Below are 20,107 nucleotides of genomic sequence, written 5' to 3'. Positions count from 1 at the left end.
AGGCCCGATATTCGCCGACTTGTAGGGAGCATTCCACCCTATATGCGCCGCGATCTCCGCGAGAGGCCCAGCGGCGCCGCGAGGGTTGGGTTAACCACCCTCTCCCGCCTGCGAGGCCGGGCTCTGCGTGGAGCACGCAGCCCCCTTCGCTGCCGGGGCCAGACCCTGATTGCGCCACCAGTGTCGCTGTCGGAGGACTCATGAGTGCGGGGCATCCTCGAAGCGATCAGCATAACCCGCCTGTTCAGCGCGCAAAGCCGGAGGGGCTGGCTCGCGACCTCTCCGCCCATATCCGCTGCCTTCCGGAATGGAGAAATCGTGTTTGTGACGCATCCGCCACAATAGCGACATAATGGCCACGGCACGCGCGCCGGACGTTGATGACCGGGATCACGAATGGTTGAAGCTGGATCAGCCCGCGTGAAGCCAGCGATTCCCGTTTTCCCATCAGGAGTTTCTCATGGCATCGCGCTTCCCGCGCCCTTCCACGGGCACTGCCCTTTGCCTGCTGATGTCGCTGCCGGCATTCGCCGGTCCCGGCATGGCGCAGCAGACCACCGAAGATGACGTCGTTCTCGACACGATTGTCATTTCCGCCGAAGAACAGGCCAAGCAGGCCCTCGGCGTGTCCCAGATCACCGAAGAGGATCTGGAAAAGCAGCCGGTCGTGAACGACATTTCCGAAATCGTGCGCAAGATGCCCGGCGTCAACCTGACCGGGAACAGCCCGTCCGGGCAGCGCGGCAACCAGCGCCAGATCGACATCCGCGGCATGGGGCCGGAAAACACCCTGATCCTGATCGACGGCAAGCCGGTGCTGTCGCGGGGCGCGGTCAAGATGGGCCGTTCGGGCGAACGCGATACGCGCGGCGATTTCGAACTGGGTACCGGCCGAGATGATTGAACGGATCGAAGTCCTGCGCGGTCCGGCAGCGGCGCGTTATGGCTCTGGCGCGGCGGGCGGTGTGGTGAATATCATCACCAAGAAGCCGGAAAAGGAAACCTGGTCCTTCGGGCTGCATCACAACGCCCCGCAAAACAGCAAGGAAGGCAAGACCTCCCGCGCGAACCTCATGTATGCGCGGCCTCTGGGCGAGAATTTCAGCATCCGCCTGATGGGGAATTACAACAAGAAAGACGGCGACAAGGCGACGCTGAATGAAGACGTCCTGAAGGATCAGGAATGCTTCGATCGCGGCGGCAACGTTGTCCCCTGCACGACTTATCCCGCCGGGATGGAGGGTGTGGTCAACAAGGACGCCACCGTCCGGCTGAGCTGGGAGCCGACCCAGCAGGACAAGTTCGACCTCGATCTGGGGATGTCGCGGCAGGGCAATATTTACGCGGGTGACGTCCTTCTGGGCGGGTCGCTTGGCGAAGGCGGGCGGCCGCTGATCGGCGAACTGGCGAACGAAGGCAAGGAAACCAACGTCATGCGCCGCAGGACCGGCGCCCTCACCCATACCGGCGATTACGGCTGGGGCCGGGTGAACAGCTACCTGCAATGGGAGAACACGAAGAACACCCGCCTGAGCGAAGGCATGAACGGCAGCGGCGAAGGCGCGATCGACAGCGATGCCGATTGGGATACCGCGCGCATGACGATCTGGTCGGGCCGCAGCGAGGTCATCTTCGACCGGCAGATCTTTGGCCGGACCTCCGCCATCACCCTTGGCGCCGAAATGCGGCAGGAAAAGCTCGACCTGTCGGATTACGAGCCCAACGTGATCAACTTCGACTTCGGCCATTACCGGCCGGATCCGAGCCAGAACGACCCGATCACCAAGCAGTTGAACGTCGGCCTTTATGCCGAGGCGAATATCCCGTGGAACGACCGGCTGACGCTTACGCCGTCGATCCGCTACGACTGGGCCGACACCTTCGGTACCAACCTTTCGGGCGGGATGAACGCGGCCTATCAACTGACTCCGGAATGGCAGATCAAGGGCGGCATCGCGCGCGCCTTCAAATCGCCCAACCTCTATCAGCAGTCTGAGCAATATGCCTATCGCACCGGTGGCGGCGGCTGCCCCTATTTCGTTGACGAAACCGGGACGGTGCAGCGCTATGTCCGCTGCGCCATGCTGGGCAACCAGGATCTGAAGCCGGAAACCTCGATCAACAAGGAAATCGGTGTCGCCTTCAACGGCGCCAACGAAGTCAGCGCGACCCTGACCTATTTCCACAACAATTATCACGACAAGATCCAGGCCAGCCCCAACAGGCTCGGCACCAGCGTCGATAGCGTCACCGGCGAAGTCTGGAACGTGTTCAAGTGGGACAACATTCCGGACGCGGTGGTTTCGGGCCTCGAAGGCAGCGTGGCCTTCCCGGTTCACGAACGCGTCAAGGTCGCCATCAACGGCACCTACATGATCAAATCCGAGCAGAAGCTGAAGCTCGACGGTGGCAAGACGGTCACGGTGCCGCTGTCGCTGGTGCCGGATTACACGATCAACGCTTCGCTGGAATATCAGGTCACGGATCAGTTCTCGGTCATCCCCTCGCTGACCCATTTCGGCAAGATCGAGGCGGCAAGCACCAGCGCCACCACCGGCGGCGATGCCAGCAACACCAAGGACCGTTCGCCCTACACCCTGGTCAACCTCGCCATGTCCTATGAGTTCGAGAATGGCGTGCGGCTGAACGGCGGCGTGACCAACCTGTTCGACAAGACCATCCTGCGGTCGGGCGAAGGGGCAAATACCTACAACGAGCCGGGCCGGGCGTTCTATCTGGGCCTGACCGCCACGTTCTGATCCCCCGGCGGGGGCGGCTAACCGGCTGCCTCCGCCAATTCCAGGGCCTGCGGGAAGGATGCGGCGAAGGTCGCGCCATGCCCCAGCCCTTTCAGCACCGTCAGCCGCACCTCCAGATCTGCGCGCCGTTCCAGCACTTCGGCCAGCGCGAGGGTTTCAGGGTTGGGCCGTGGCCCACCCGGAGGGGGGCTTCCGCGCCGGTGTTCGCTGTCGCCCAGCAGGATCCGCACCGGAGCCACCCGCTCCGGCGGCAGATGCGGTGCCGTGGCCGCCAGCCCCCGCAGCACGCCGCCGCCAAAACCGCTCGAAGGGCTCGCCGCGATCCAGCCCGAAAAGGCCAGCGGCTCGGACATCAGGCAATGCAGCGTGAACAGCCCGCCATAGGAATGCCCCCAGAGCATGCACCGCGCCGGATCGAGCGCGACCCGCTCCGCCGCCGCGCGCCGCAACGGCCCCGTCAGCCGGGCGCGGAAGGCATCGGCGCCGCCCGTCATCCGCCCGCGCGCCGTTTCGGTATCCGGCGGGCTCGTCGGGGTATAGTCCAGCGCCCGCGCCGTTGTGTCGAAGCTCTCGCTCCCCGGATAGCCGATGCCCACAACCGCCAGCCGTGGATGGTGGCGGAGATCCTCTGCCGTCAGCCGCTCGAAAACGGCATTGCCGTCCAGCATCCACAACGACGGCCAGCCGCTTGCCGGAGGAACCCCGACCGGCTCCGCCATGAACAGCCGGTAGGCCCGCCCATCAACCGTGACATCGCGCAGCAACACCCGATGGCTTTCGGGGGGCGCGTCGAAAGCCCGCGCAGCCGGAGGGATCGCCATGCAGGCGGCAGGAAGCGCGGCCAACAGGACGCGGCGGGTCAGCGTGGCCAAGAGAAACATCCCGGGATCGAGGTCTGGCGGGCGGAAGCTGGCATAAGGTGGAAATACCGCCGCCGGTGCCGGGAATGCAAGCGCCCCCGCCGCAAATCCCCGAACCGCGCGCCGACAGCGGGATTTCCGGCCGCTACCCTGCCATCGGAACCGGTATCGGTGGCCTGTTCGGACATGGGGGCTATTTGAGATAGGTTCTGATGATCTCGATCATCTCTTCGGCGCCGGACCTGCGGGCCTCGTCGTCTTGCGCCGCCACGACATGTTCGCGCAGATGATCCTCCATCAGTTCCGCGGTCAGCCCGCTGATGGCGCCGCGAACCGAGGCGATCTGGCGCAGGACTTCGGAACAGGGGGCCTCGGCCTCCAGCGCCCGCTCCACCCCTTCGATCTGGCCCCGGATCCGGCGCACACGGGCGAGCAGCCTGGTCTTTTGCTTGACGGTATGGGACATGGCGTTGGCGATCCTCCCCGGACTTTGGCAAGGCATGGTATCATATCGCGCCGAACGCAAGGAGATGCCTGCCCCATGCGATCTCGGCCGGGCGCGGCGCGCTTTCCCATCCGATCAGCGCCGCCCGACCGCGCAGGCAAACCCCGCCAGAGGGTGCTGGCGTCAACCATATGTCGTTCCCGAACCGCGGCGGCCCGGGGCTGATCGACCCCGAGGATTACCGTTCGCTTGCGCACGGTCCGCAGCCAGTCGGGGGTGCCTGCGCTATGCAGGGGCGGACGGCGGCGCGGACACCCCCCCGTACCGAGGAGACGAAGATGCGCCTGCTGGCGGTGGAGGACGAACCAGATCTGGCCGAGGCGATCGGCGCCTGTCTGCGCCAGGCGGGCCATGCCGTCGACCTCGCGCTGCGGCTGGACGATGCGGAGGCGGCTGCGGCCGGGACGGATTACGACCTGATCCTGCTCGACCTGCATCTGCCCGATGGCGAGGGGCTGGATTTCCTGCGGCGGCTGCGTGCCGGGGGGCGGCGGGTGCCGGTGCTGATCGTCACCGCGCGGGACCGGATCACCGAACGGATCGCCGGGCTGGAGGCCGGGGCCGACGACTATCTGGTCAAGCCCTATGACCTCGACGAAATGCGTGCCCGCATCCTCGCCATCCACCGCCGCGCCACCGGCACGGTAGAGGTGGAACGCCGCTTTGGCCGCCTGTGCCTGCTGCCCGAGCGGCGGCAGGTTCTGCTCGACGGTGCGCCCGTGCATCTGACCTTGCGGGAATGGGCGCTGATCGAACGGCTGAGCCGCAGGCCCGGCATTACCGTCACCCGCGCGCAGATGGAGGAAACGCTCTACGGTTTCGGCGACGAAATCGAAAGCAACGCGATCGAGGCGCATGTCAGCCGCCTGCGGGCCAAGCTCGGGCGCGGCGCCATCGTGACGCAGCGCGGCTTCGGCTACCGGATGGGAGAGGTCGCGTGAACCTGTCCCGGCGGGTGACCCTGTTCACCACGCTCGGGCTGGGGGTGATCTGGCTCGCGGCGGTGCTGGTGATGGTTTCGGTGCTGTGGTCGGAGCAGGAGGAACTGTTCGACCAGCAGTTGGCCGAAACCGCGCATGTGCTGCTGCCGCTCCTGTCGCTGGCGGAGGCGCAGGGCAGCGCCGGGCCACAGATGCCGCAGCCGCTTTCCGCCCCCGAGGAGGCGCTGCTCTACCGGCTGTTCGGTCAGGGCGGGCAGGTTCTGCGCCAGGTCGACCGCGCGGGCCGCGCCGTGGCCCCGGAACTGCCGCCGCTTCTCGGTACCGGGCTTTGCCACGGCGGCGGATTACCGGCTTTATACCACGCCGTTCAACGCCGCAGGCCATGCGCTGCAACTCGCCGCGCCACTGGCCGAGCGGCGGGAGGCGCTGCGCGAGGGGATGACCGGCTTCCTGCTGCCGATGCTGGCGCTTCTGCCGCTGAGCTGGCTGCTCACCGGCTGGATCGCGCGGCAGGCGCTGGCGCCGATGCGCGCACTCAGTGCCGAGATCGCCAGCCGCGACGGAAACCGCCTCGATCCGATCGACACCACCGGCTGGCCCGCGGATCTGGTGCAGATCGCGGGCACGGTGAACGGCTTCATGGCGCGGCTGACGCAGGCGCTGGAGGCCGAGCGCGCCTTTGCCACCAATGCCGCCCATGAACTGCGCACCCCCGTCGCCATCGCGCTCGCACAGGTCCAGCAACTGCGCGCCGAGGCCCCCGAAAACAGCCGGCCCGAAAACAGCCGGGTCGACGCGCTGGAACGCGCGCTGCAACGGATGCGGCGGCTGGTGGCGCGGCTCTTGCAACTGGCGCGCGCGGATGCCGGGGTGGGCGCTTCGGCGCAGGCGCATGACATCGCCGCCCTCGCCCGGCTGGTCGTGGCCGATGTCCCCGCACGGATCCGGCTAGACCTGCCCAAAGCCCCGGTGCTGGCCCGGATCGACCCGGACGCCTTTGCCATCGTGCTGGGCAATCTGGTGGAGAACGCACTCCAGCACGGGGCCGGGGAAGAGATCGTGGTTTCCGTTCAGCCCGGCCCGCTTCTCGAAGTGTCCAACGGCGGGCCGGTGGTGCCGCACCTCGACACGCTCCCGCGCCGCTTCAGCCGGGGGGACGGCAACGGTTTCGGCCTGGGCCTGCATATCTGCGGGCAGATCGCCGCGCAGGCGGGCGGTAGTCTGGACCTGCTTTCGCCGCGTCCCGGGCGGGCGGACGGCTTCATGGCGCGCGTCCACCTGCGCGGCACGGATGGCTGACGCGCAGCCTGTCACGACGGCTTGAACACCCGCCTTCCTCGCCACCGTCAGCTTCCCGTAAGTTTGGCCCCCTAGTCCGGCCCGCGACCCCCCGGGCCGCCGTCGCGCGCCCCCGGATGCGCGAAAGGACGTGGGATGCTGGAGCAGATTCTGATGCTGGTCGGCGAAGGCGGCTACACCGGCATCGCCGCGGCCATGTTCGCCGAGAACGTCTTTCCGCCGATCCCGTCCGAACTCATCATGCCGCTGGCCGGATTCCATGCCGCGCGGGGCAGCATGGGCGCAACGCTCGGGGAGGCGTTCCGGTATCTCGTCGGCCGCTGGATCGGCACGGACAGGATCATCCGGCTGGCCGCGCACCATGGCCGGTGGATGGGGGTCGCCCCCGATGACATCCGCCACGCCACCGCCTGGTTCGCGCGGCACAGCACGCAGGCGGTGTTCTGGGGGCGGCGGGTTCCGGGGCTGCGCAGCCTGATCTCCGTGCCCGCCGGGATCGCGCGGATGCCGCCCCTGCCCTTCCTGATCTGGTCCGGCCTCGGCAGCACGGTCTGGACGACCTTCCTCGCCCTTGGCGGCTTCTGGCCGGAAACGCACGACACGAAGCGCGCCGCCCGGATCACCCCGCCATTTGCCGGTTTCGTGCTCGCCTACCTCTGCCGCGTGCTGCGCTGGAGGGCGTAATGACCATACCCCCCTGTCCGATGGATTTTCCCCGTGAATGACCCTCTCTTCACCCGCCTGCATATCCTCACTCTGACCGCCACGCTGGCCGTCATCTGCGTCTTCGTCACCTTTCCGGGGCTGGACCTGACCATCACACGGCTGTTCTACGCTGGCGCCGGACAATTCCTGCTGGACGGGAACGCGCTGGCCATCGGTCTCAACGATACGTTGCGCATCGGGCTGACGGTGGGCTTCGTCGCCGTTTTCCTCACCCTCCTGCTGTGGCGGTTCCTGCGCATCACCCCGGCCTCCGGGATCGGCAACTGGAGCTTCGCTGCGGTGAATTTCCTGCTCGGCCCGGGGCTCATCGTGAACGGCATCCTCAAGGCCCGGGTCGGGCGCGCGCGGCCCGCGCATCTAGCCGAATTCGGCGGCGACAAGCACTTCACGCCCATGCTGGAGATCAGCGACCAATGCGCCCGGAACTGCTCCTTCTCCTCGGGCGAAGTGGCGCAGACCGCGACCTTCGTCTTCGTCGCGCTGGCCCTGCTCTGGCCGCATCTGTCGCCACGCAAGCGCTGGATCGGGGGCATCGCGGGCGCCGCCCTGACCGGCCTGAGCATGGTCCTGCGCATCGGGCTCGGGCGGCATTTCATGTCCGACGCGCTGACCTCGGTGGCGCTATCCGCCCTCGTCGCCCTGGCGACCTACCGCCTCTGCAAGGTCGCGCAGGAGCGCCCGAAGCTGACACCCGCCGCGCTGAAGTGCGACCTGAAGGCCACGGGAACCGCCCTTCGGCACGCCTTCCATGGCCGCCGCCCCTGCGATCCCTGTTTCGGGCCGGGGGACGGAAAGGCAGATAACCTCGCCCCGCGCGACTGTGAGCGAAACATCGTCGAACGCCTGGATAGCGCCGAACGCCGGTGATACCGTCGAGGCCAATCCCGGCGTGGATCCGTTCATTTTTCTTTCTCCATATCGGCCCCGGACCCGAATGGCGCACCCACCGGATGACGCCGCTTCGGCCATTCCGCCCGGTGCCAGCCGCCCCGGTTTCCGCACGCACGGGATGGGTGCCGCCGACAGTTGCGGCCCGATCCACGGCCCCGGCCCCCGCACGCACGGGGTAGCCGAAATTCCCTTGCCAAGGCCGGACCAGACCCCCCGCGGACGCAGGGGATTGCCCCCTACCGTGGGCGGGTTCCCCCAGGCGCAACTCGGAACAGGGTGCCCCACAGATCCGGATGGACGCCAACACCCTTGTCATCCCCGGGCGGAGCTTTCGCAGGGCCCGCTTGTGTCCGCCGCACGACAAATGTAGCATCTACTACCAAAATGGAAGATGTGAGTGAATGCTACCTTTTGCCCGACGGAAGAAGTCAGCAACGGCGCCCGCCGGGTCGGGGCCGCTGATCGCCGAGGGGCTGTCCCGGGGCGAGGGCTGTCCGCGCTACAGCCTGACGGTCGCGCCCGGTTCCTGCGTCGCGCTGACCGGGCCGTCGGGGTGCGGCAAGAGTCGGCTGCTGCGGCTGATCGCCGACCTCGACCCGGGCCTGGGGAGCGCCCGGATCGGCGGCTTCCTGCGCGAGGCCGTCCCGGCCAGTGCATGGCGGCGGGCGGTGGTCTATGTCCCCGCCGATGCGGGATGGTGGGCGCCGCGCATAGCTCAGCACATGGAGGATGAGGCCGCCGCGCGCCGACTTCTGCCCGATTTCGGCCTGCCCGGCGCGCTGATGGAGGCCGCACCGGAGGACATTTCCAGCGGCGAGCGCCAGCGGCTGGCCCTCATCCGCGCGCTGCTGCTGCACCCCCGCTTCCTGCTGCTGGACGAACCGACTTCGGCGCTCGACCCGGAGGCGACGCGGCGGGTAGAGGAAGTGCTGGCCCGGATGAAGCGGGAGGGCACGGGGCTGCTCGTCGTTTCGCATGACCCGGCGCAGGTCGCGCGGCTGGCGGACCGGCACTATGTCCTTTCGGGCGACGGGCTGGCCGAGGCCGCGCCATGACGCCCATCACCCTCACTCCCGCCGATCTTCTGCTCGCCGCCGTCAGCCTGCTGATCGCTTCCGGCCTGTCGGTGGTGCTGACGCTCGGCATCCACCGGCCGCTGGCCATCGCCGCGCTGCGGATGGCGGCGCAGCTCGTTCTGGTGGGGCTCATGCTGCGCCATGTCTTCGCGCTGGCCTCGCCCGGGGTCACGCTGCTGATCGTCGCGGCGATGATCGGGGCAGCGGCGTGGGAGGTGCAGTCCCGGCAGAAGCTGCGTTTCCGGGGCTGGCTGCGTTTCGGCCTCGGCGGCCTTCCGGTGGCGATCGCCACGGTTTTCGTGACCGGCATGGCGCTTTCCACCAGCCTGCGGGAGGCGGCGTGGCTCGATGCGCGGCACACGATCCCGCTTGTGGGCATCATCCTGGGCACGGTGATGAACAGCACGAGCCTCGCACTGAACGCCATGCTCACCGGTATCCGGCGCGAACAGCGCGCCATCGAGGCCCGGCTGGCCCTTGGCGCGAACGGCGCGCTTGCGCTGCGCGAGCTGCGCCTCTCGGCCACGCATAACGGGCTGATCCCAGTCATCAACCAGATGGCGGGCGCGGGCATCATCACGCTTCCCGGCATCATGACCGGGCAGGTGCTGACTGGCATGGACCCGCTCGACGCGGCGAAATATCAGATCCTGCTGATGCTGCTTCTGGCGGGTGCGGGTGCGATCGGGGTGATCGTGGCGACGCAACTCTGCCTCAGAGCGGTGACCGACAAGCGCGACCGCCTTCGCCTCGACCGGCTGGAAAAGGGCTGACCGCTTGTTCGTTGCCCTTCCCGCCCGCCGATCATTGCGGAATTATACCGTTGCGGGAGGCGACATGTCGGGTTTCGCTACCTACATCTGTCCCGACGCCCATTCCTGAAGGAGGAACCTATGAACCGGAAATTTCTCGCCCCCCTCGCCGTCGGATTTCTGGCCCTGCCCGGCGCTGCATTCGCCGATGACCGCGAAGAGATCGCGCTTTTCCAAACCGCGCAACAGAGCCTGGGTGCCGCCATCGCGCGGGCGGAGCAGGAAACCGGCGGCAAGGCCGTAGAGGCCGAATTCGACGAGGAACGCGGCGTGGGGCTTTGGGAGATCGGCACGGTACACGACACCGCGCGTTTCAAGGTCGGCATCGACGCCATCAGCGGCCAGATCGTCCATAAGAGCGAGCGGCGGACAACCACCCCGGCGCCGCAGCCCGCGCATGTTCTGGCGGATCTGGTGACGAAGGCCGAGGCGGCGGGCAATGGCAAGGTCATGTCGATCGACCCCGAACACCACAAGGGCGAAATGATCGGCTATGAGGTCGAGATCCTCGGCACGGATGGCCGGGTTTCCGAATATCTCCTGAACCCGGCGGATGGCACGCTGGCCGCGAAACCGCGTCACGACCACTGACCCTCCGCCCCGCGAAGCCGGGTTCTGCGGAAAGTGCCATGCGAATTCCGGTGACCGAGGACGCCACCACGGGGGATATATCGCGCAGGGCCTGCGACAGGAGGGCCGTGCCGTCGACTGGATCCCGGGCGCCATGGTCTGGGGCCAACGATTTCGACGTTCTGGCACCGGGGCTGTCGCTGATCCGCACGCGGCGCGGCACCTGAGCCCCGCGCCGCTCCTGACCGAGATGGGCGGCGTCGATGACCGGATCGGGGGGGGAGCGACAATCATCTGGTAACGCCCTTCGCCCTTGGCGAATTCTCGGCCCGGCTGACCGCACGGGCCCGCCGATGCTGGTGGCGGGCGATCTGCGCATGCGCGCCGGGTGACGCGGGCGAAATCGCGCCGATGGCGAGCGCCTGATCCTGTGCCATGACGGGCCGGAGGGGAGCATCGGCAGCTACCGCCCGAAGGCCGCATGCGCGCGGCCCGGCTGCGCGACAGGGGCAAAGGCATCCATCTGCTGCGGGCAACTGACCGTGGGGCAGGACACTGACGCGAGGTATCCCTGCGGGTGGTGTTGGCCTCAACGGGGGGATGATCCTACCCCACCGGGCGCGGCGCCCGCGGACCGGAGCGAAAAATGACACGATCCGCCCGCGTACCCCCGGACCGTCGCGCGAAAAGCACATTTTCCTCCCCCCACGTCACAACCATGTCATGTGATTAAATTACATGCCTCGTCATTCGCGATCATCCCGTCGCGACCACACCGGAGAGATGACGATGAGCATTCTGACGAAATCCCTGGCCGCGCTCGCGCTTTCGACCGCGCTTGTCGCACCCGCCTTTGCTCAGGACGGCAAGGCCAGGAACGTGATCGTGATGATCACCGACGGCGCCGGGATCGAGACCTTCCGCGCCGCCAGCTACTTCCGCCACGGGGCCCTGGGGCACGAGGTTTATGACGAATTCGACACCCGCGTCTTTGCGGCGACCTATCCGCTGAACACCTCGAACAAGCCGACCCTGACCAACGACGGCGCGGTGACCTTCGATCCGGCCAAACTGTGGAACGCCACCCCGTCCGATGCGGTGTTCGAGGGCGCGCTTGGCAATTACAAAGGGTATTTCGAGGGCTACGACTATGCCCGCGCCGATTTCACCGACAGCGCCGCCGCCGCGACCGCGCTCGCCTCGGGGCACAAAAGCTACAACAACGCGATCAACTGGTCGAACGACGACAAGAAGCTGAAGCATGTCGGCGAATATGTGGTCGAAAGCGGCCGCGCGCTTGGCGTGATTTCCTCTGTTCAGCTCAGCCATGCGACGCCTGCGGGCTTCCTCGCGCATAACGTCAGCCGCAACGATTATGTCGGCATCGGCAAGGAGATCGTCGACTCGGGCCTCGCCACCGTGGTGATGGGCACGGGGCATCCGTTCTATGACGGCGCGGGCAAGCGCGTGGAAAACCCGGACGAGAACGCCTTCCGCTTCATCGGCGGGCCGGACACCTGGGCGCGGCTGAGCAAGGGCGAGACCGCCTACACGCTGATCGAGACCCGCGAGGATTTCGAGAAGCTGGCGGCGGAGAACCTGGACGCGAAGGGGCAGAAGTTCCTCGGCCTCGCGCAGAACATCCAAACGCTGCAATTCAACCGCCCCGGCGTCGGGATGGGCGACCGGCTGGAAAACTCGCCCGCGCTGGCGGTGATGGCGAAGGGCGCGCTGAACGTTCTGGACGACAACGAAAAGGGCTTCTTCCTGATGGTGGAGGGCGGCGCGGTCGACTGGGCGGCGCATGCCAACAACCTGCCGCGCCTCATCGAGGAGCAGATCGAGTTCAACGAGGCCGTCGAGGCCGTGGTGGATTGGGTCGAGGCGAACAGCTCCTGGGACGACACGCTGCTGATCGTCACCACCGACCACGGCAACGGCCTGCTGCAAGGGCCGAATTCCGACAAGGAAGCCTATCAGCCGATCGTCAATCAGGGCGCGGGCGCGCTGCCGCTGGTGCGCTGGCATACCGACACCCATACCCGCGAACTGATCCCGCTTTACGCCAAGGGGCCGGGCGCCGATTTCTTCACCGAGAACGGCAAGCGCGAGGATGGCCTGGCGATCTATGAGGTCGGCGAGGACAGCCAGCTCTGGGTGGACAACACCGATGTGTTCCGCGCCTCGCTGAACGCTTTCGGCATCAAGGCCGAGTGACCGAAACGGGCGGGGCTCCGGCCCCGCCTCATCCGGGCCCGCCTCCTCTGGAAATGACATGATGAAACGCCGCACGATCCTTTCCGCCCTGCTCTGCGCGGGGCTTTCCCTTCCTGCCTTCGCCGAGGTGCCGCAAAAGGCGATGACCGCCGGCGGCCATGCCTGGGGCGAGGTCAAGCGCGCCGTCGTGAAGGACGGGGTGCTGCATGTCGAGGCGCAGTTCCTCACCGATTACGTCGGCTATTCCGGCGAACGGCTTTACGCCGACATCCCCGCCGACAGGCTGAACGCCGCGATCTATGTGATGAAGGGCGACCAGACCTTTCCGCTCTGGCTCAGGGACGGCAAGGCGAAGGTGCCGGGCAAGCTGGACCTGACCTTCAACTACGATCCGCAGCGCAATCCGCGCGTCGGCAAATGGCAGGCGGATTTCGTCGCGCCCGAGGCGGATGTGACCGAAGCCTTCCTGATCCTGCCGAATGTCGCCCCCATCGGCCCCTTCCCGATCCGGAGACCCTGAGCATGCGTGACACCACCCGCACCTTCCCCGCGCAATCCGACAGCGGCGCGCGCCACGAGATCACCGAAACCATCCGCTACACCCTGCGCGACGGGCGCGAGGTGGTGGCCGAGGACGGCGGCCTCTTCCGCATCGTCGAGACCGGGGAACTGCTGACCCCGCTCTGATGCCTGTCAGACCTTTCGCGCCACCACGACATAGCGCGTCACGCTGGTGCCGAAGGCCGCGCGGCGGGCGGCGTTCGCTTCGTCGAACGGCCCCGCGCGAAGGATGCCGAACCCCGCTCTGGTCAGCGCATCGGCGACCGGGCGGGCGCTGGTCAGCGCGGCGAAGGGCTGGCCCGTGCGCGATCCGGAGCCGGTCCAGAACCCGTCCGACACGATCACATGCCCCCCGGGCCTCAGCCATCGGTGCCAGGCCGCGAAGCTGCGTTCCACCTCGGACAGGTGGCACAGAACCTGCCGCGAAACGATCCAGTCGAAGCTGTTCCGCGGAAACAGATCGGCATCCCCCGCGCTACCCGGAACGAAATCCGCGGCGACAAGGCCCGGATTTTCGCGAAGCCCCTGCGCGATCATCGCCCGCGCAAGTTCCAGTCCGACGGCGGTCAGGCCCGCGTCCTTGAGAACCGCCGTCAACAGCCCGGTGCCCGCCCCGATGTCGAGCGCCCTGCCCGCCAGCGGCCATGGCGTGGCCAGCCCCGCCATCAGATCCCGCCACGCCCGGCCCTCGCCACCCGGCAGAGCGTGTTCGTTTTGCCCGGCGTAAAGTCGGGCCGCTTCGGCGTCATAGCTCATGGCCGGGCCTCAAGACGCCCGCAGCAGAACATCCGCCGCATCGCCACCCCCCAGTTCCAGCGCGCGGTCCGCCGTCTTGCGGATCAGGTCGGCATCGTGGCTGACGATCAGCAGCGCCATGCCGGTTTCGCGCGCGGTTTCGGCCAGCAGCTCCGTCACCTCGGCCTGAGTGATCAGGTCGAGCCGCGAGGTCGGTTCGTCCGCGAACAGGAACAGCGGGTCGAGCAGCAGCACCCGCAGCAGCGCCAGCCGCTGCAACTCGCCGCCCGAAACCTCGGTCGGGCGGCGGCCGAGCAGAACCGGGGCAAGCCGCAGCCGTTCCATCAGCGCAGGGATCCGCCCCGCATCCAGCCGGTGCAGGCGCACCAGATCATCCAGCGCCCGGCCCAGCGGGACATGGCGGGGAAAGGCGCTCGGCGGATCCTGATAGAGCTTCTGGAACCGGACGGGCGCCCCGCCACCCCGCGCGACCGTGCCGTGATCGGGCCGCGCGAGGCCCAGCAGCACATCCCCCAGCGTAGACTTGCCGCAGCCGCTCGGCCCGGTGACACCGATGATCTCGCCGGGGTGCAGGGCCAGGTCGAGCCCCTGGAACAGCATCCGGCCACCGCGCGCGATGCCAAGACCCTTCGCCTCCAGCACCGGCACCCCCTTCGGCGCGCGGGGCCGCCCCTCGGGCCAGCTTGCGGGATCGGCGGCGATCAGGCGGCGGGTATAGGGGTGCTGCGGGTTGGACAGAACCTGATCGGCGGGGCCGCGCTCGATCACCTTGCCCTTCAGCACCACGGCCAGATCTCCCCCCATACGCCGCGCAAGGGCTAGGTCATGGGTGATCGTCAGCAGCCCGCCACCCTCGGCGACCTCGCGCATCAGCAGGTCGATCACATCGTCGCGCCGGGCCACGTCGAGCCCCTTGGTCGGCTCGTCCGCCACCACGATCCGCGCGCCGCCGGTGCGCGCGGCGGCAAAGGCCACGCGCTGCGCCATCCCGCCCGACAACTGATCCGGGCGGCGGTCGCCCGCGCCGTCCAGCCCAAGATCCGCGAGGTCGCGATCAGCGGCCCCGCCCGCCGCGCCCCATGACAGGCCGCGCACCAGCGCATGCCCCTCGGCCACCTGCGCGCGGGCCTTCATCAGCGGGTCGAGCGACAGCCACGGCTCTTGCGGCAGCACGCCGATCACCCGCCCCCACAGCGCCCGGTGCCCGCCGGGGCGCGCAAGGTCGAGGTCGTGCCCGTCCAGCGTGACGCGCCCCGTGGCCCGCAATCCGGCGGGCAGCGTGCCGATGATCGCCTGCGCCAGCAGGCTCTTGCCCGACCCGGTTTCGCCCAGAATGGTAAAGGGCCGCCCGGCATGCAGGGTCAGGGACACGGGTTCGACCAGTTCCTCCGCCCCGGCATGGACGGCGATGGTTTCGGCGTTGAGCAGGATGGTCATGCGCGGCGCCCTCCGGCGATCAGGTTCAGGCCCAGAAGGGTCAGGAAAGTGGCAAGGACGGGCACCAGAAGGGCCATCGGCGCCTCGCGGTAATAGGGCAGCATCTCGACCATCATCAGGCCAAGCTCCGGCGTCGGCGCGCGCATCCCAACGCTGACGAAGCCGAGCGCCGCGACCATCATGATCGCCGTCGCCGCGCCGAAGGCGGCCAGCGTGAGCAGCATCGGCGCCAGTTCCGGCCAGAGGTGACGGCGGAAGACATAGCCCGGCCCGAAGCCCAGAAGGCGCGATGCCTGCACCCCCGGCGCCGCCAGCAGCGGGCGCAGGGTGGCGCGGGTCAGGCGGAAATACTCGATCCACAGCACCAGCGTCAGCCCGATCCAGAAGGCCACGGGCGTGACCGGCACGATGGCCAGCACGATCAGCACCATCAGCAGGCCCGGCAGCGCGAGGAAACTATCCGCGAACAGCATCGCCAGCCGTTCCACCCAACCGCCCCGCCACGCCGCCAGCACACCCACCGCCACGCCCAGAACGGCCGATGTCGCCACCGCCGCCACGGCGATCAGCAGCGACAGCCGCAGCGCCGCCGCCAGCCGCGCGGTCAGCGACCGGCCCAGATGGTCATAGCCCAGCGGCGAGGCCGCATCCGGCCCGGCAAGCGTCAGCCGCAGGCTCTGCTTCACCGGATCCGCCGGGAACAGCACCGGCGCCAGCACCGCGAAGCCGATCACCACGGCCAGAATGACCGCGCCCGTCCATTGCGTTTTCGTCCAGCCACGCGCGGCCACAACCGGAATATCGGTGGTCAGCGTGCTCATGCCTTCGCCCCCCGCGGGTCGATCCAATGCGCGGCCAGATCCACCGCCGTGTTCAGCACCACGAAGCCGAGGCCGAGCAGCAGCGCCGTGCCCTGCACCATCGGCACGTCGCGCCCGAAGATCGCATGGACCAGCGCATGGCCGATGCCGGGCCAGCCGAAGATCGACTCGATCACCACCACGCCCTCGACCAGCATCGCGAATTGCAGACCCAGGAAGGTGACCAGCGCCACGCCGATATTGCGCAGCCCGTGGCGGCGGAACATCTGCCCCTCGGTGAGGCCCTTCCAGCGCCCGAAGGCATAGAAGGGACGCGCCGCCACCCCGGCCATCGCGTCACGCGTGATCCGCGCCGACACCGCCGCCAGCCCGAGCGCCAGCGTCAGCGCGGGCAGGATGAAATGCGCAGGCTTCCCGTAACCCGCCGCAGGCAGCCAACCCAGATGGATCGACACCAGCACGATCAGGATCAGCCCCATCAGGAACTGCGGCACCGAGCGCAGCGCGGTCGACACCACCAGCAAAGCCCGGTCCAGCCAGCCCCCCGCCCGCAGCCCCGCCAGCACGCCCAAAGGCGGGCCGATCAGCAGGGACAGCAGCAGCGCCACGCCCGCGAGTTGCAGGCTCGCACCCAGTTGATGGCGGATTTCGTCGATCACCGGCGCGCCGGAGATGACCGAAGTGCCGAAATCCAGCCGTGCCAGATCCGCGACCCAGAGGCCGAACGCCTCGATCGCGGGCCGGTCGAGGCCCAGCTCCTGCCGCACCGAAACGGCGGCGGCGGCATTCACCGCGTCATAGCCATAGCGCCCCGCGGCGATACGGAAGGCCATGTCCCCCGGCAGCGCCTGCATCATCAGGAAGGTCAGAACCCCCACCAGCAGCGCCACCATCACCGCCTGCGCCGCGCGGTACCCCAGAAGCCGGATCATTCCGCCCACCGGATCTGTTTCAGGCCGATATTGCGCTCGTAGGGGTCGATCACCGCGCCGGTGATGCCCTTCGAGACCGCCGCCGATTGCTGATACCAGGCGATCGGGATCACCGGCAGGTCCGCTTGCAGGATGGCAACGGCGCGGTCACGCGCGGCCTGCCCGCCCTCGCCACGCGCAAGGCCCCGGATCAGCGCGATGAATTCCGAGTTGTCCCAGTTCATCGCCCCCCAGGCATCGCCCGGCGCATAATCGGTGAGCAGCGTGCCGAGCGGATCGGGCACCAGCGCAAAGTTGCGGTTGAACAGCGCGAGGTCCAGCGTGCCATCCGCATGCCGCACCGGGATTTCGGAGGAGTTGGTCGAATTGATAGTCATCTCGGCCCCGACATCCGCGAACATCTGTTGCAGCACGGCGGCCGAAAGCGGCAGTTCGGGCCGATCCGGGAAGGTGGTCAGTGTCAGGCTCAGGCGCTGCCCGTTCCGGGTCAAAATGCCGTCCGGCCCCGGCTGCCAGCCCAGTTCCGCCAGCAGCGCCCGAGCGGCCTCCGGATCGTAGGTCAGGGGGTCCAGCGCGTCGGAATGCCAGTCGGGCACCGAAGGTGCGAAGATCTGCGTCCCGCCCGCCGGGAAACGCAGCACTGCCTGCGCCAACCCCTCGCGGTCGATCGCCATGGACAGCGCCCGCCGCGTGCGCGGATCGGAGAGCGCCGGATGCCCCGCATTGACCTTCAGCAGCAGGGTGCGCGGCACCGGAACGGTCAGGATGTCCACGGTATTCACCGAAGCCAGCCGGGTCGTCGAGGCCGGATCAAGGTTGAAGACATAATCCGCATCGCCGCTTTCGGCGAGCAGGGCGCGGGTCTCGGCCCGGCCCACGGCCTGATAGCTGGCGCGGCTGACCCCGGGCGCGGCGCCCCAGTAATCCGGAAACGCCTCCGCCTCCAGCCGTAGCGGCGCCTCCAGCTTCGTCACCCGATAGGCGCCGGTGCCGATCACGGCGGTCACGCTGCCATCCGCCGCATAGGCCGCCGGCGCGAAGATCAGCGAACGGTATTCGGAAAAGAACGCAGGCAGCGGCGCGAAGGGTTCGGACAACCGCACCACCAGATCGCCGCCATCGGCCACGATTCCGGTGATCGGCGCGGTTTCCAGCAGGCCCGGCTTGGCCCGCGCGATGGTCAGCGCATGGGCCGCGGCCTCGGCCGTGAAGAGGCTGCCGTCATGGAACCGCACGCCCTCGCGCAGGTGGAACCGCCATTCCAGCCCGTCCGCCGACACCTGCCACCCGGTTGCCAGCCCCGGCATCAGATGCCCCGCGGCATCCACATTCACCAGCGTCTCGGCCACGTCCATCTTGATGTAGACATTACCGGAGGTGACGGGATCGGCGCCCTTGATCTCGAAGGGCGCAACGACATCCAGCACCCCGTCATGGGCAAGGGCCGCAGAAGACAGGGCCGCGGCAAGGGCCGCGGAGGCGAGCAGTCTAGCAAACATGAGTCTTATCCTAAGGAATTTTTGCAATGTTATTATATATCCGATACAGGGATGCAAGACCGCATCGCCCCGGACCCGCACCGCACGGAGACAGACCACCCTGCGAATCCATGCCCTTCCCACACCCGACGGCTTGCAGGCCTCGGTTGCCAATGTGATATTATTACATTAGTTGATTTTCCAAGCCCGGACCAGCGCGCGCCAGTCCCCACCCCAACCCAAGGAGACTTCCATGTTCAGACTTCTCGCCAGCGCCACGGCCATGGCGCTTGTCCTCACCGGCACCGCCTTCGCGCAGGACGTGACGCTCTACCGCGTCTTCGTGGCCGATCACGCGGCGGGCAAGGTCACCGCCTTCGACCTGAACAAACCCGATCACCGCTGGACGTTCGAGACCACCGGGCAGGCAAAGCTCTTCGGCATCGCGGGCGGCGCGGCGGTGGCGGCGGTACAGTCGGACAATGACACCGTGCAGTTCTTCACCAGCGGCATCGACCTGCACGATCACGGCGACCATTCGGACATCGAAATCTCGGACCCCGCCGCAGTTGGCACGGCGCTGACCGGGCCGCGCCCGTTCCACCTGGTCGATCATGGCGGCAAGGTCGTGATCAACTACGACAAAGGCGGCTATGCCGAAATCCTCGACGGGCACGAACTGGCACATGGCCATGTCGAGGTCACGCGCTTCCCGCAATCCGTGCCGCATCACGGCTTCGTCGCGCCACTGGGAAATCACTGGCTGTCGAGCGTCGCGCCCGCCGAGAGTGGCGACGCGCCCCGGCTGGGGCTTCAGGAATTCACCCTGAGCGGCGCGCCCGCTGGCGACCTGGCGACCTGCACCGCGATCCATGGCGAGGCGTTTTCGGGCAACTACCTTGCGGCGGGCTGCAAGGAGGGCGTGCTGACGGTGACCACGGGCGCCGGGGGGCTGGTCTATGACATGCTGCCCTACCCCGCCGACCTGCCGCAGGGCAGCACCGGAACGCTGCTCGGCTCGACGGGGATTTAGGTTTTCCTTGGCAATTACGGCCCCAACGGGCTGGTGGTGATCGACCCGGCGGAGGAGCCACATTTCACCTATATCGCGCTGCCGTTCCGGCGGGTGGATTTCGTGCTCGACCCGGCAAAGCCCGCGCAGGGCTATGTGCTGACCGAAGACGGCACGCTGCACCGCATCGACCTGCTGAAGGCCGAGATCACCGCCAGCGCGAAGGTCACCGCGCCCTATTCGATGGAGGGCCATTGGAACGACCCGCGCCCGCGCCTTGCGATGGCCGGGGATGAAATCGTACTGAGCGACCCGAATGCCGGGCTGGTGCGGCGGATCTCGGTGGAGACGCTGGCCGAGACCGGCACCGTCGCCGTCGAGGGCAAGCCCTACAACCTCACCGTCGTCGGCGGAAGCGGCGTAAGCCATTGATCCGAATGGGGGCGGTGCGCCG

21 protein-coding genes are annotated in these 20,107 nt (G+C 67.8%); 14 read left to right on the top strand and 7 right to left on the bottom strand.

From position 1 onward, the window contains the following. The first annotated feature begins 460 nt into the window (after positions 1-460). Together QM789_RS09335 and QM789_RS09330 are read left to right on the top strand one after the other, a co-directional pair. Positions 461-904, top strand: a complete 444-nt coding sequence (locus QM789_RS09335; protein ID WP_420351650.1) for a TonB-dependent receptor plug domain-containing protein — start codon at positions 461-463, stop codon at positions 902-904. Beyond that, positions 897-2,759 carry a FepA family TonB-dependent siderophore receptor gene (locus tag QM789_RS09330; protein ID WP_420351649.1) on the top strand — a complete coding sequence of 621 codons (1,863 nt, stop codon included), beginning with the start codon at positions 897-899 and terminating at the stop codon, positions 2,757-2,759. Before QM789_RS09335 ends, QM789_RS09330 begins: the two co-directional genes overlap by 8 nt. 17 nt (positions 2,760-2,776) lie before the next feature. On the opposite strand, the gene QM789_RS09325 is transcribed toward QM789_RS09330, so the two are convergent. Together QM789_RS09325 and QM789_RS09320 are read right to left on the bottom strand one after the other, a co-directional pair. Next, positions 2,777-3,631 (bottom strand): alpha/beta hydrolase, encoded by an 855-nt coding sequence (locus QM789_RS09325; RefSeq protein ID WP_420351648.1) that lies wholly within the window; start codon positions 3,629-3,631, stop codon positions 2,777-2,779. 181 nt (positions 3,632-3,812) lie between these two features. Beyond that, on the bottom strand, positions 3,813-4,085 hold the full coding sequence (locus tag QM789_RS09320) for a metal/formaldehyde-sensitive transcriptional repressor (protein WP_420351647.1): 273 nt from the start codon (positions 4,083-4,085) through the stop codon (positions 3,813-3,815). A 317-nt stretch (positions 4,086-4,402) separates the two neighbouring features. Between QM789_RS09320 and QM789_RS09315 the strand changes: the two genes are divergently transcribed. From QM789_RS09315 to QM789_RS09270, 10 genes are all read left to right on the top strand, one after another. Continuing rightward, complete coding sequence (locus QM789_RS09315) at positions 4,403-5,065, top strand: response regulator (RefSeq protein WP_420351646.1); 663 nt, start codon at positions 4,403-4,405, stop codon at positions 5,063-5,065. A 135-nt stretch (positions 5,066-5,200) separates the two neighbouring features. Further along, positions 5,201-6,364, top strand: coding sequence for a sensor histidine kinase (locus tag QM789_RS09310; protein ID WP_420351645.1), 1,164 nt, complete (start codon positions 5,201-5,203; stop codon positions 6,362-6,364). 135 nt (positions 6,365-6,499) lie between these two features. Beyond that, positions 6,500-7,048 (top strand): DedA family protein, encoded by a 549-nt coding sequence (locus tag QM789_RS09305; protein WP_420351644.1) that lies wholly within the window; start codon positions 6,500-6,502, stop codon positions 7,046-7,048. 33 nt (positions 7,049-7,081) lie between these two features. Then, entirely contained in the window at positions 7,082-7,957 is an 876-nt protein-coding gene (locus QM789_RS09300) for a phosphatase PAP2 family protein (protein ID WP_420351643.1), read from the top strand. A 425-nt stretch (positions 7,958-8,382) separates the two neighbouring features. Further along, complete coding sequence (locus tag QM789_RS09295) at positions 8,383-9,036, top strand: ABC transporter ATP-binding protein (protein ID WP_420351642.1); 654 nt, start codon at positions 8,383-8,385, stop codon at positions 9,034-9,036. After that, on the top strand, positions 9,033-9,830 hold the full coding sequence (locus QM789_RS09290) for an ABC transporter permease (protein ID WP_420351641.1): 798 nt from the start codon (positions 9,033-9,035) through the stop codon (positions 9,828-9,830). Before QM789_RS09295 ends, QM789_RS09290 begins: the two co-directional genes overlap by 4 nt. A gap of 120 nt (positions 9,831-9,950) precedes the next feature. Then, entirely contained in the window at positions 9,951-10,460 is a 510-nt protein-coding gene (locus QM789_RS09285; RefSeq protein WP_420351640.1) for a PepSY domain-containing protein, read from the top strand. Positions 10,461-11,228: 768 nt separating this feature from the next. Further along, positions 11,229-12,656: an alkaline phosphatase gene (locus QM789_RS09280; RefSeq protein WP_420351639.1), complete on the top strand. Its 1,428-nt coding sequence runs from the start codon at positions 11,229-11,231 to the stop codon at positions 12,654-12,656. Between the two features lie 58 nt (positions 12,657-12,714). Beyond that, positions 12,715-13,176 (top strand): hypothetical protein, encoded by a 462-nt coding sequence (locus QM789_RS09275; RefSeq protein ID WP_420351638.1) that lies wholly within the window; start codon positions 12,715-12,717, stop codon positions 13,174-13,176. Between the two features lie 2 nt (positions 13,177-13,178). Beyond that, positions 13,179-13,343 carry a hypothetical protein gene (locus QM789_RS09270; protein WP_420351637.1) on the top strand — a complete coding sequence of 55 codons (165 nt, stop codon included), beginning with the start codon at positions 13,179-13,181 and terminating at the stop codon, positions 13,341-13,343. A gap of 6 nt (positions 13,344-13,349) precedes the next feature. Here QM789_RS09270 and QM789_RS09265 read toward each other — a convergent pair whose 3' ends face one another. From QM789_RS09265 to QM789_RS09245, 5 genes are read right to left on the bottom strand one after another with little or no spacing between them, the layout of a single operon-like run. Then, positions 13,350-13,973: a class I SAM-dependent methyltransferase gene (locus QM789_RS09265; RefSeq protein WP_420351636.1), complete on the bottom strand. Its 624-nt coding sequence runs from the start codon at positions 13,971-13,973 to the stop codon at positions 13,350-13,352. Between the two features lie 9 nt (positions 13,974-13,982). Further along, complete coding sequence (locus QM789_RS09260) at positions 13,983-15,410, bottom strand: ABC transporter ATP-binding protein (RefSeq protein ID WP_420351635.1); 1,428 nt, start codon at positions 15,408-15,410, stop codon at positions 13,983-13,985. Further along, the gene (locus QM789_RS09255) at positions 15,407-16,231 is read right to left on the bottom strand and encodes an ABC transporter permease (RefSeq protein ID WP_420351634.1); all 825 of its coding nucleotides are present in this window, start codon (positions 16,229-16,231) and stop codon (positions 15,407-15,409) included. The genes QM789_RS09260 and QM789_RS09255 overlap by 4 nt, the downstream gene beginning before the upstream one ends. Continuing rightward, positions 16,228-17,163, bottom strand: a complete 936-nt coding sequence (locus QM789_RS09250; RefSeq protein WP_420351633.1) for an ABC transporter permease — start codon at positions 17,161-17,163, stop codon at positions 16,228-16,230. Before QM789_RS09250 ends, QM789_RS09255 begins: the two co-directional genes overlap by 4 nt. After that, positions 17,160-18,662 carry an ABC transporter substrate-binding protein gene (locus QM789_RS09245; RefSeq protein ID WP_420351632.1) on the bottom strand — a complete coding sequence of 501 codons (1,503 nt, stop codon included), beginning with the start codon at positions 18,660-18,662 and terminating at the stop codon, positions 17,160-17,162. Before QM789_RS09245 ends, QM789_RS09250 begins: the two co-directional genes overlap by 4 nt. Positions 18,663-18,894: 232 nt before the next feature. Here QM789_RS09245 and QM789_RS09240 point away from each other — a divergent pair, with 232 nt between their 5' ends. Together QM789_RS09240 and QM789_RS09235 are read left to right on the top strand one after the other, a co-directional pair. After that, positions 18,895-19,674, top strand: coding sequence for a hypothetical protein (locus QM789_RS09240; protein WP_420351631.1), 780 nt, complete (start codon positions 18,895-18,897; stop codon positions 19,672-19,674). Between the two features lie 36 nt (positions 19,675-19,710). Next, entirely contained in the window at positions 19,711-20,085 is a 375-nt protein-coding gene (locus tag QM789_RS09235) for a hypothetical protein (RefSeq protein WP_420351630.1), read from the top strand. Positions 20,086-20,107: the final 22 nt, after the last annotated feature.

It is taken from the genome of Paenirhodobacter sp., from assembly GCF_047600745.1.
Classification (GTDB): domain Bacteria; phylum Pseudomonadota; class Alphaproteobacteria; order Rhodobacterales; family Rhodobacteraceae; genus Rhodobacter.
Note: the sequence above shows the minus strand (reverse complement) of the source record. Positions and strands in the feature narration are given on the sequence as shown.

Bases quoted from the DNA above. Each gene is read 5' to 3' on its own strand.
- QM789_RS09260 (WP_420351635.1), bottom strand. From the start codon at position 15,410: ATGACCATCCTGCTCAACGCCGAAACCATCGCCGTCCATGCCGGGGCG.
- QM789_RS09265 (WP_420351636.1), bottom strand. From the start codon at position 13,973: ATGAGCTATGACGCCGAAGCGGCCCGACTTTACGCCGGGCAAAACGAA.
- QM789_RS09285 (WP_420351640.1), top strand. From the start codon at position 9,951: ATGAACCGGAAATTTCTCGCCCCCCTCGCCGTCGGATTTCTGGCCCTG.
- QM789_RS09295 (WP_420351642.1), top strand. From the start codon at position 8,383: ATGCTACCTTTTGCCCGACGGAAGAAGTCAGCAACGGCGCCCGCCGGG.
- QM789_RS09270 (WP_420351637.1), top strand. From the start codon at position 13,179: ATGCGTGACACCACCCGCACCTTCCCCGCGCAATCCGACAGCGGCGCG.
- QM789_RS09290 (WP_420351641.1), top strand. From the start codon at position 9,033: ATGACGCCCATCACCCTCACTCCCGCCGATCTTCTGCTCGCCGCCGTC.
- QM789_RS09335 (WP_420351650.1), top strand. From the start codon at position 461: ATGGCATCGCGCTTCCCGCGCCCTTCCACGGGCACTGCCCTTTGCCTG.
- QM789_RS09305 (WP_420351644.1), top strand. From the start codon at position 6,500: ATGCTGGAGCAGATTCTGATGCTGGTCGGCGAAGGCGGCTACACCGGC.
- QM789_RS09315 (WP_420351646.1), top strand. From the start codon at position 4,403: ATGCGCCTGCTGGCGGTGGAGGACGAACCAGATCTGGCCGAGGCGATC.
- QM789_RS09320 (WP_420351647.1), bottom strand. From the start codon at position 4,085: ATGTCCCATACCGTCAAGCAAAAGACCAGGCTGCTCGCCCGTGTGCGC.
- QM789_RS09245 (WP_420351632.1), bottom strand. From the start codon at position 18,662: ATGTTTGCTAGACTGCTCGCCTCCGCGGCCCTTGCCGCGGCCCTGTCT.
- QM789_RS09275 (WP_420351638.1), top strand. From the start codon at position 12,715: ATGATGAAACGCCGCACGATCCTTTCCGCCCTGCTCTGCGCGGGGCTT.
- QM789_RS09280 (WP_420351639.1), top strand. From the start codon at position 11,229: ATGAGCATTCTGACGAAATCCCTGGCCGCGCTCGCGCTTTCGACCGCG.
- QM789_RS09255 (WP_420351634.1), bottom strand. From the start codon at position 16,231: ATGAGCACGCTGACCACCGATATTCCGGTTGTGGCCGCGCGTGGCTGG.
- QM789_RS09310 (WP_420351645.1), top strand. From the start codon at position 5,201: ATGTGCTGCTGCCGCTCCTGTCGCTGGCGGAGGCGCAGGGCAGCGCCG.
- QM789_RS09250 (WP_420351633.1), bottom strand. From the start codon at position 17,163: ATGATCCGGCTTCTGGGGTACCGCGCGGCGCAGGCGGTGATGGTGGCG.
- QM789_RS09240 (WP_420351631.1), top strand. From the start codon at position 18,895: ATGTTCAGACTTCTCGCCAGCGCCACGGCCATGGCGCTTGTCCTCACC.
- QM789_RS09330 (WP_420351649.1), top strand. From the start codon at position 897: ATGATTGAACGGATCGAAGTCCTGCGCGGTCCGGCAGCGGCGCGTTAT.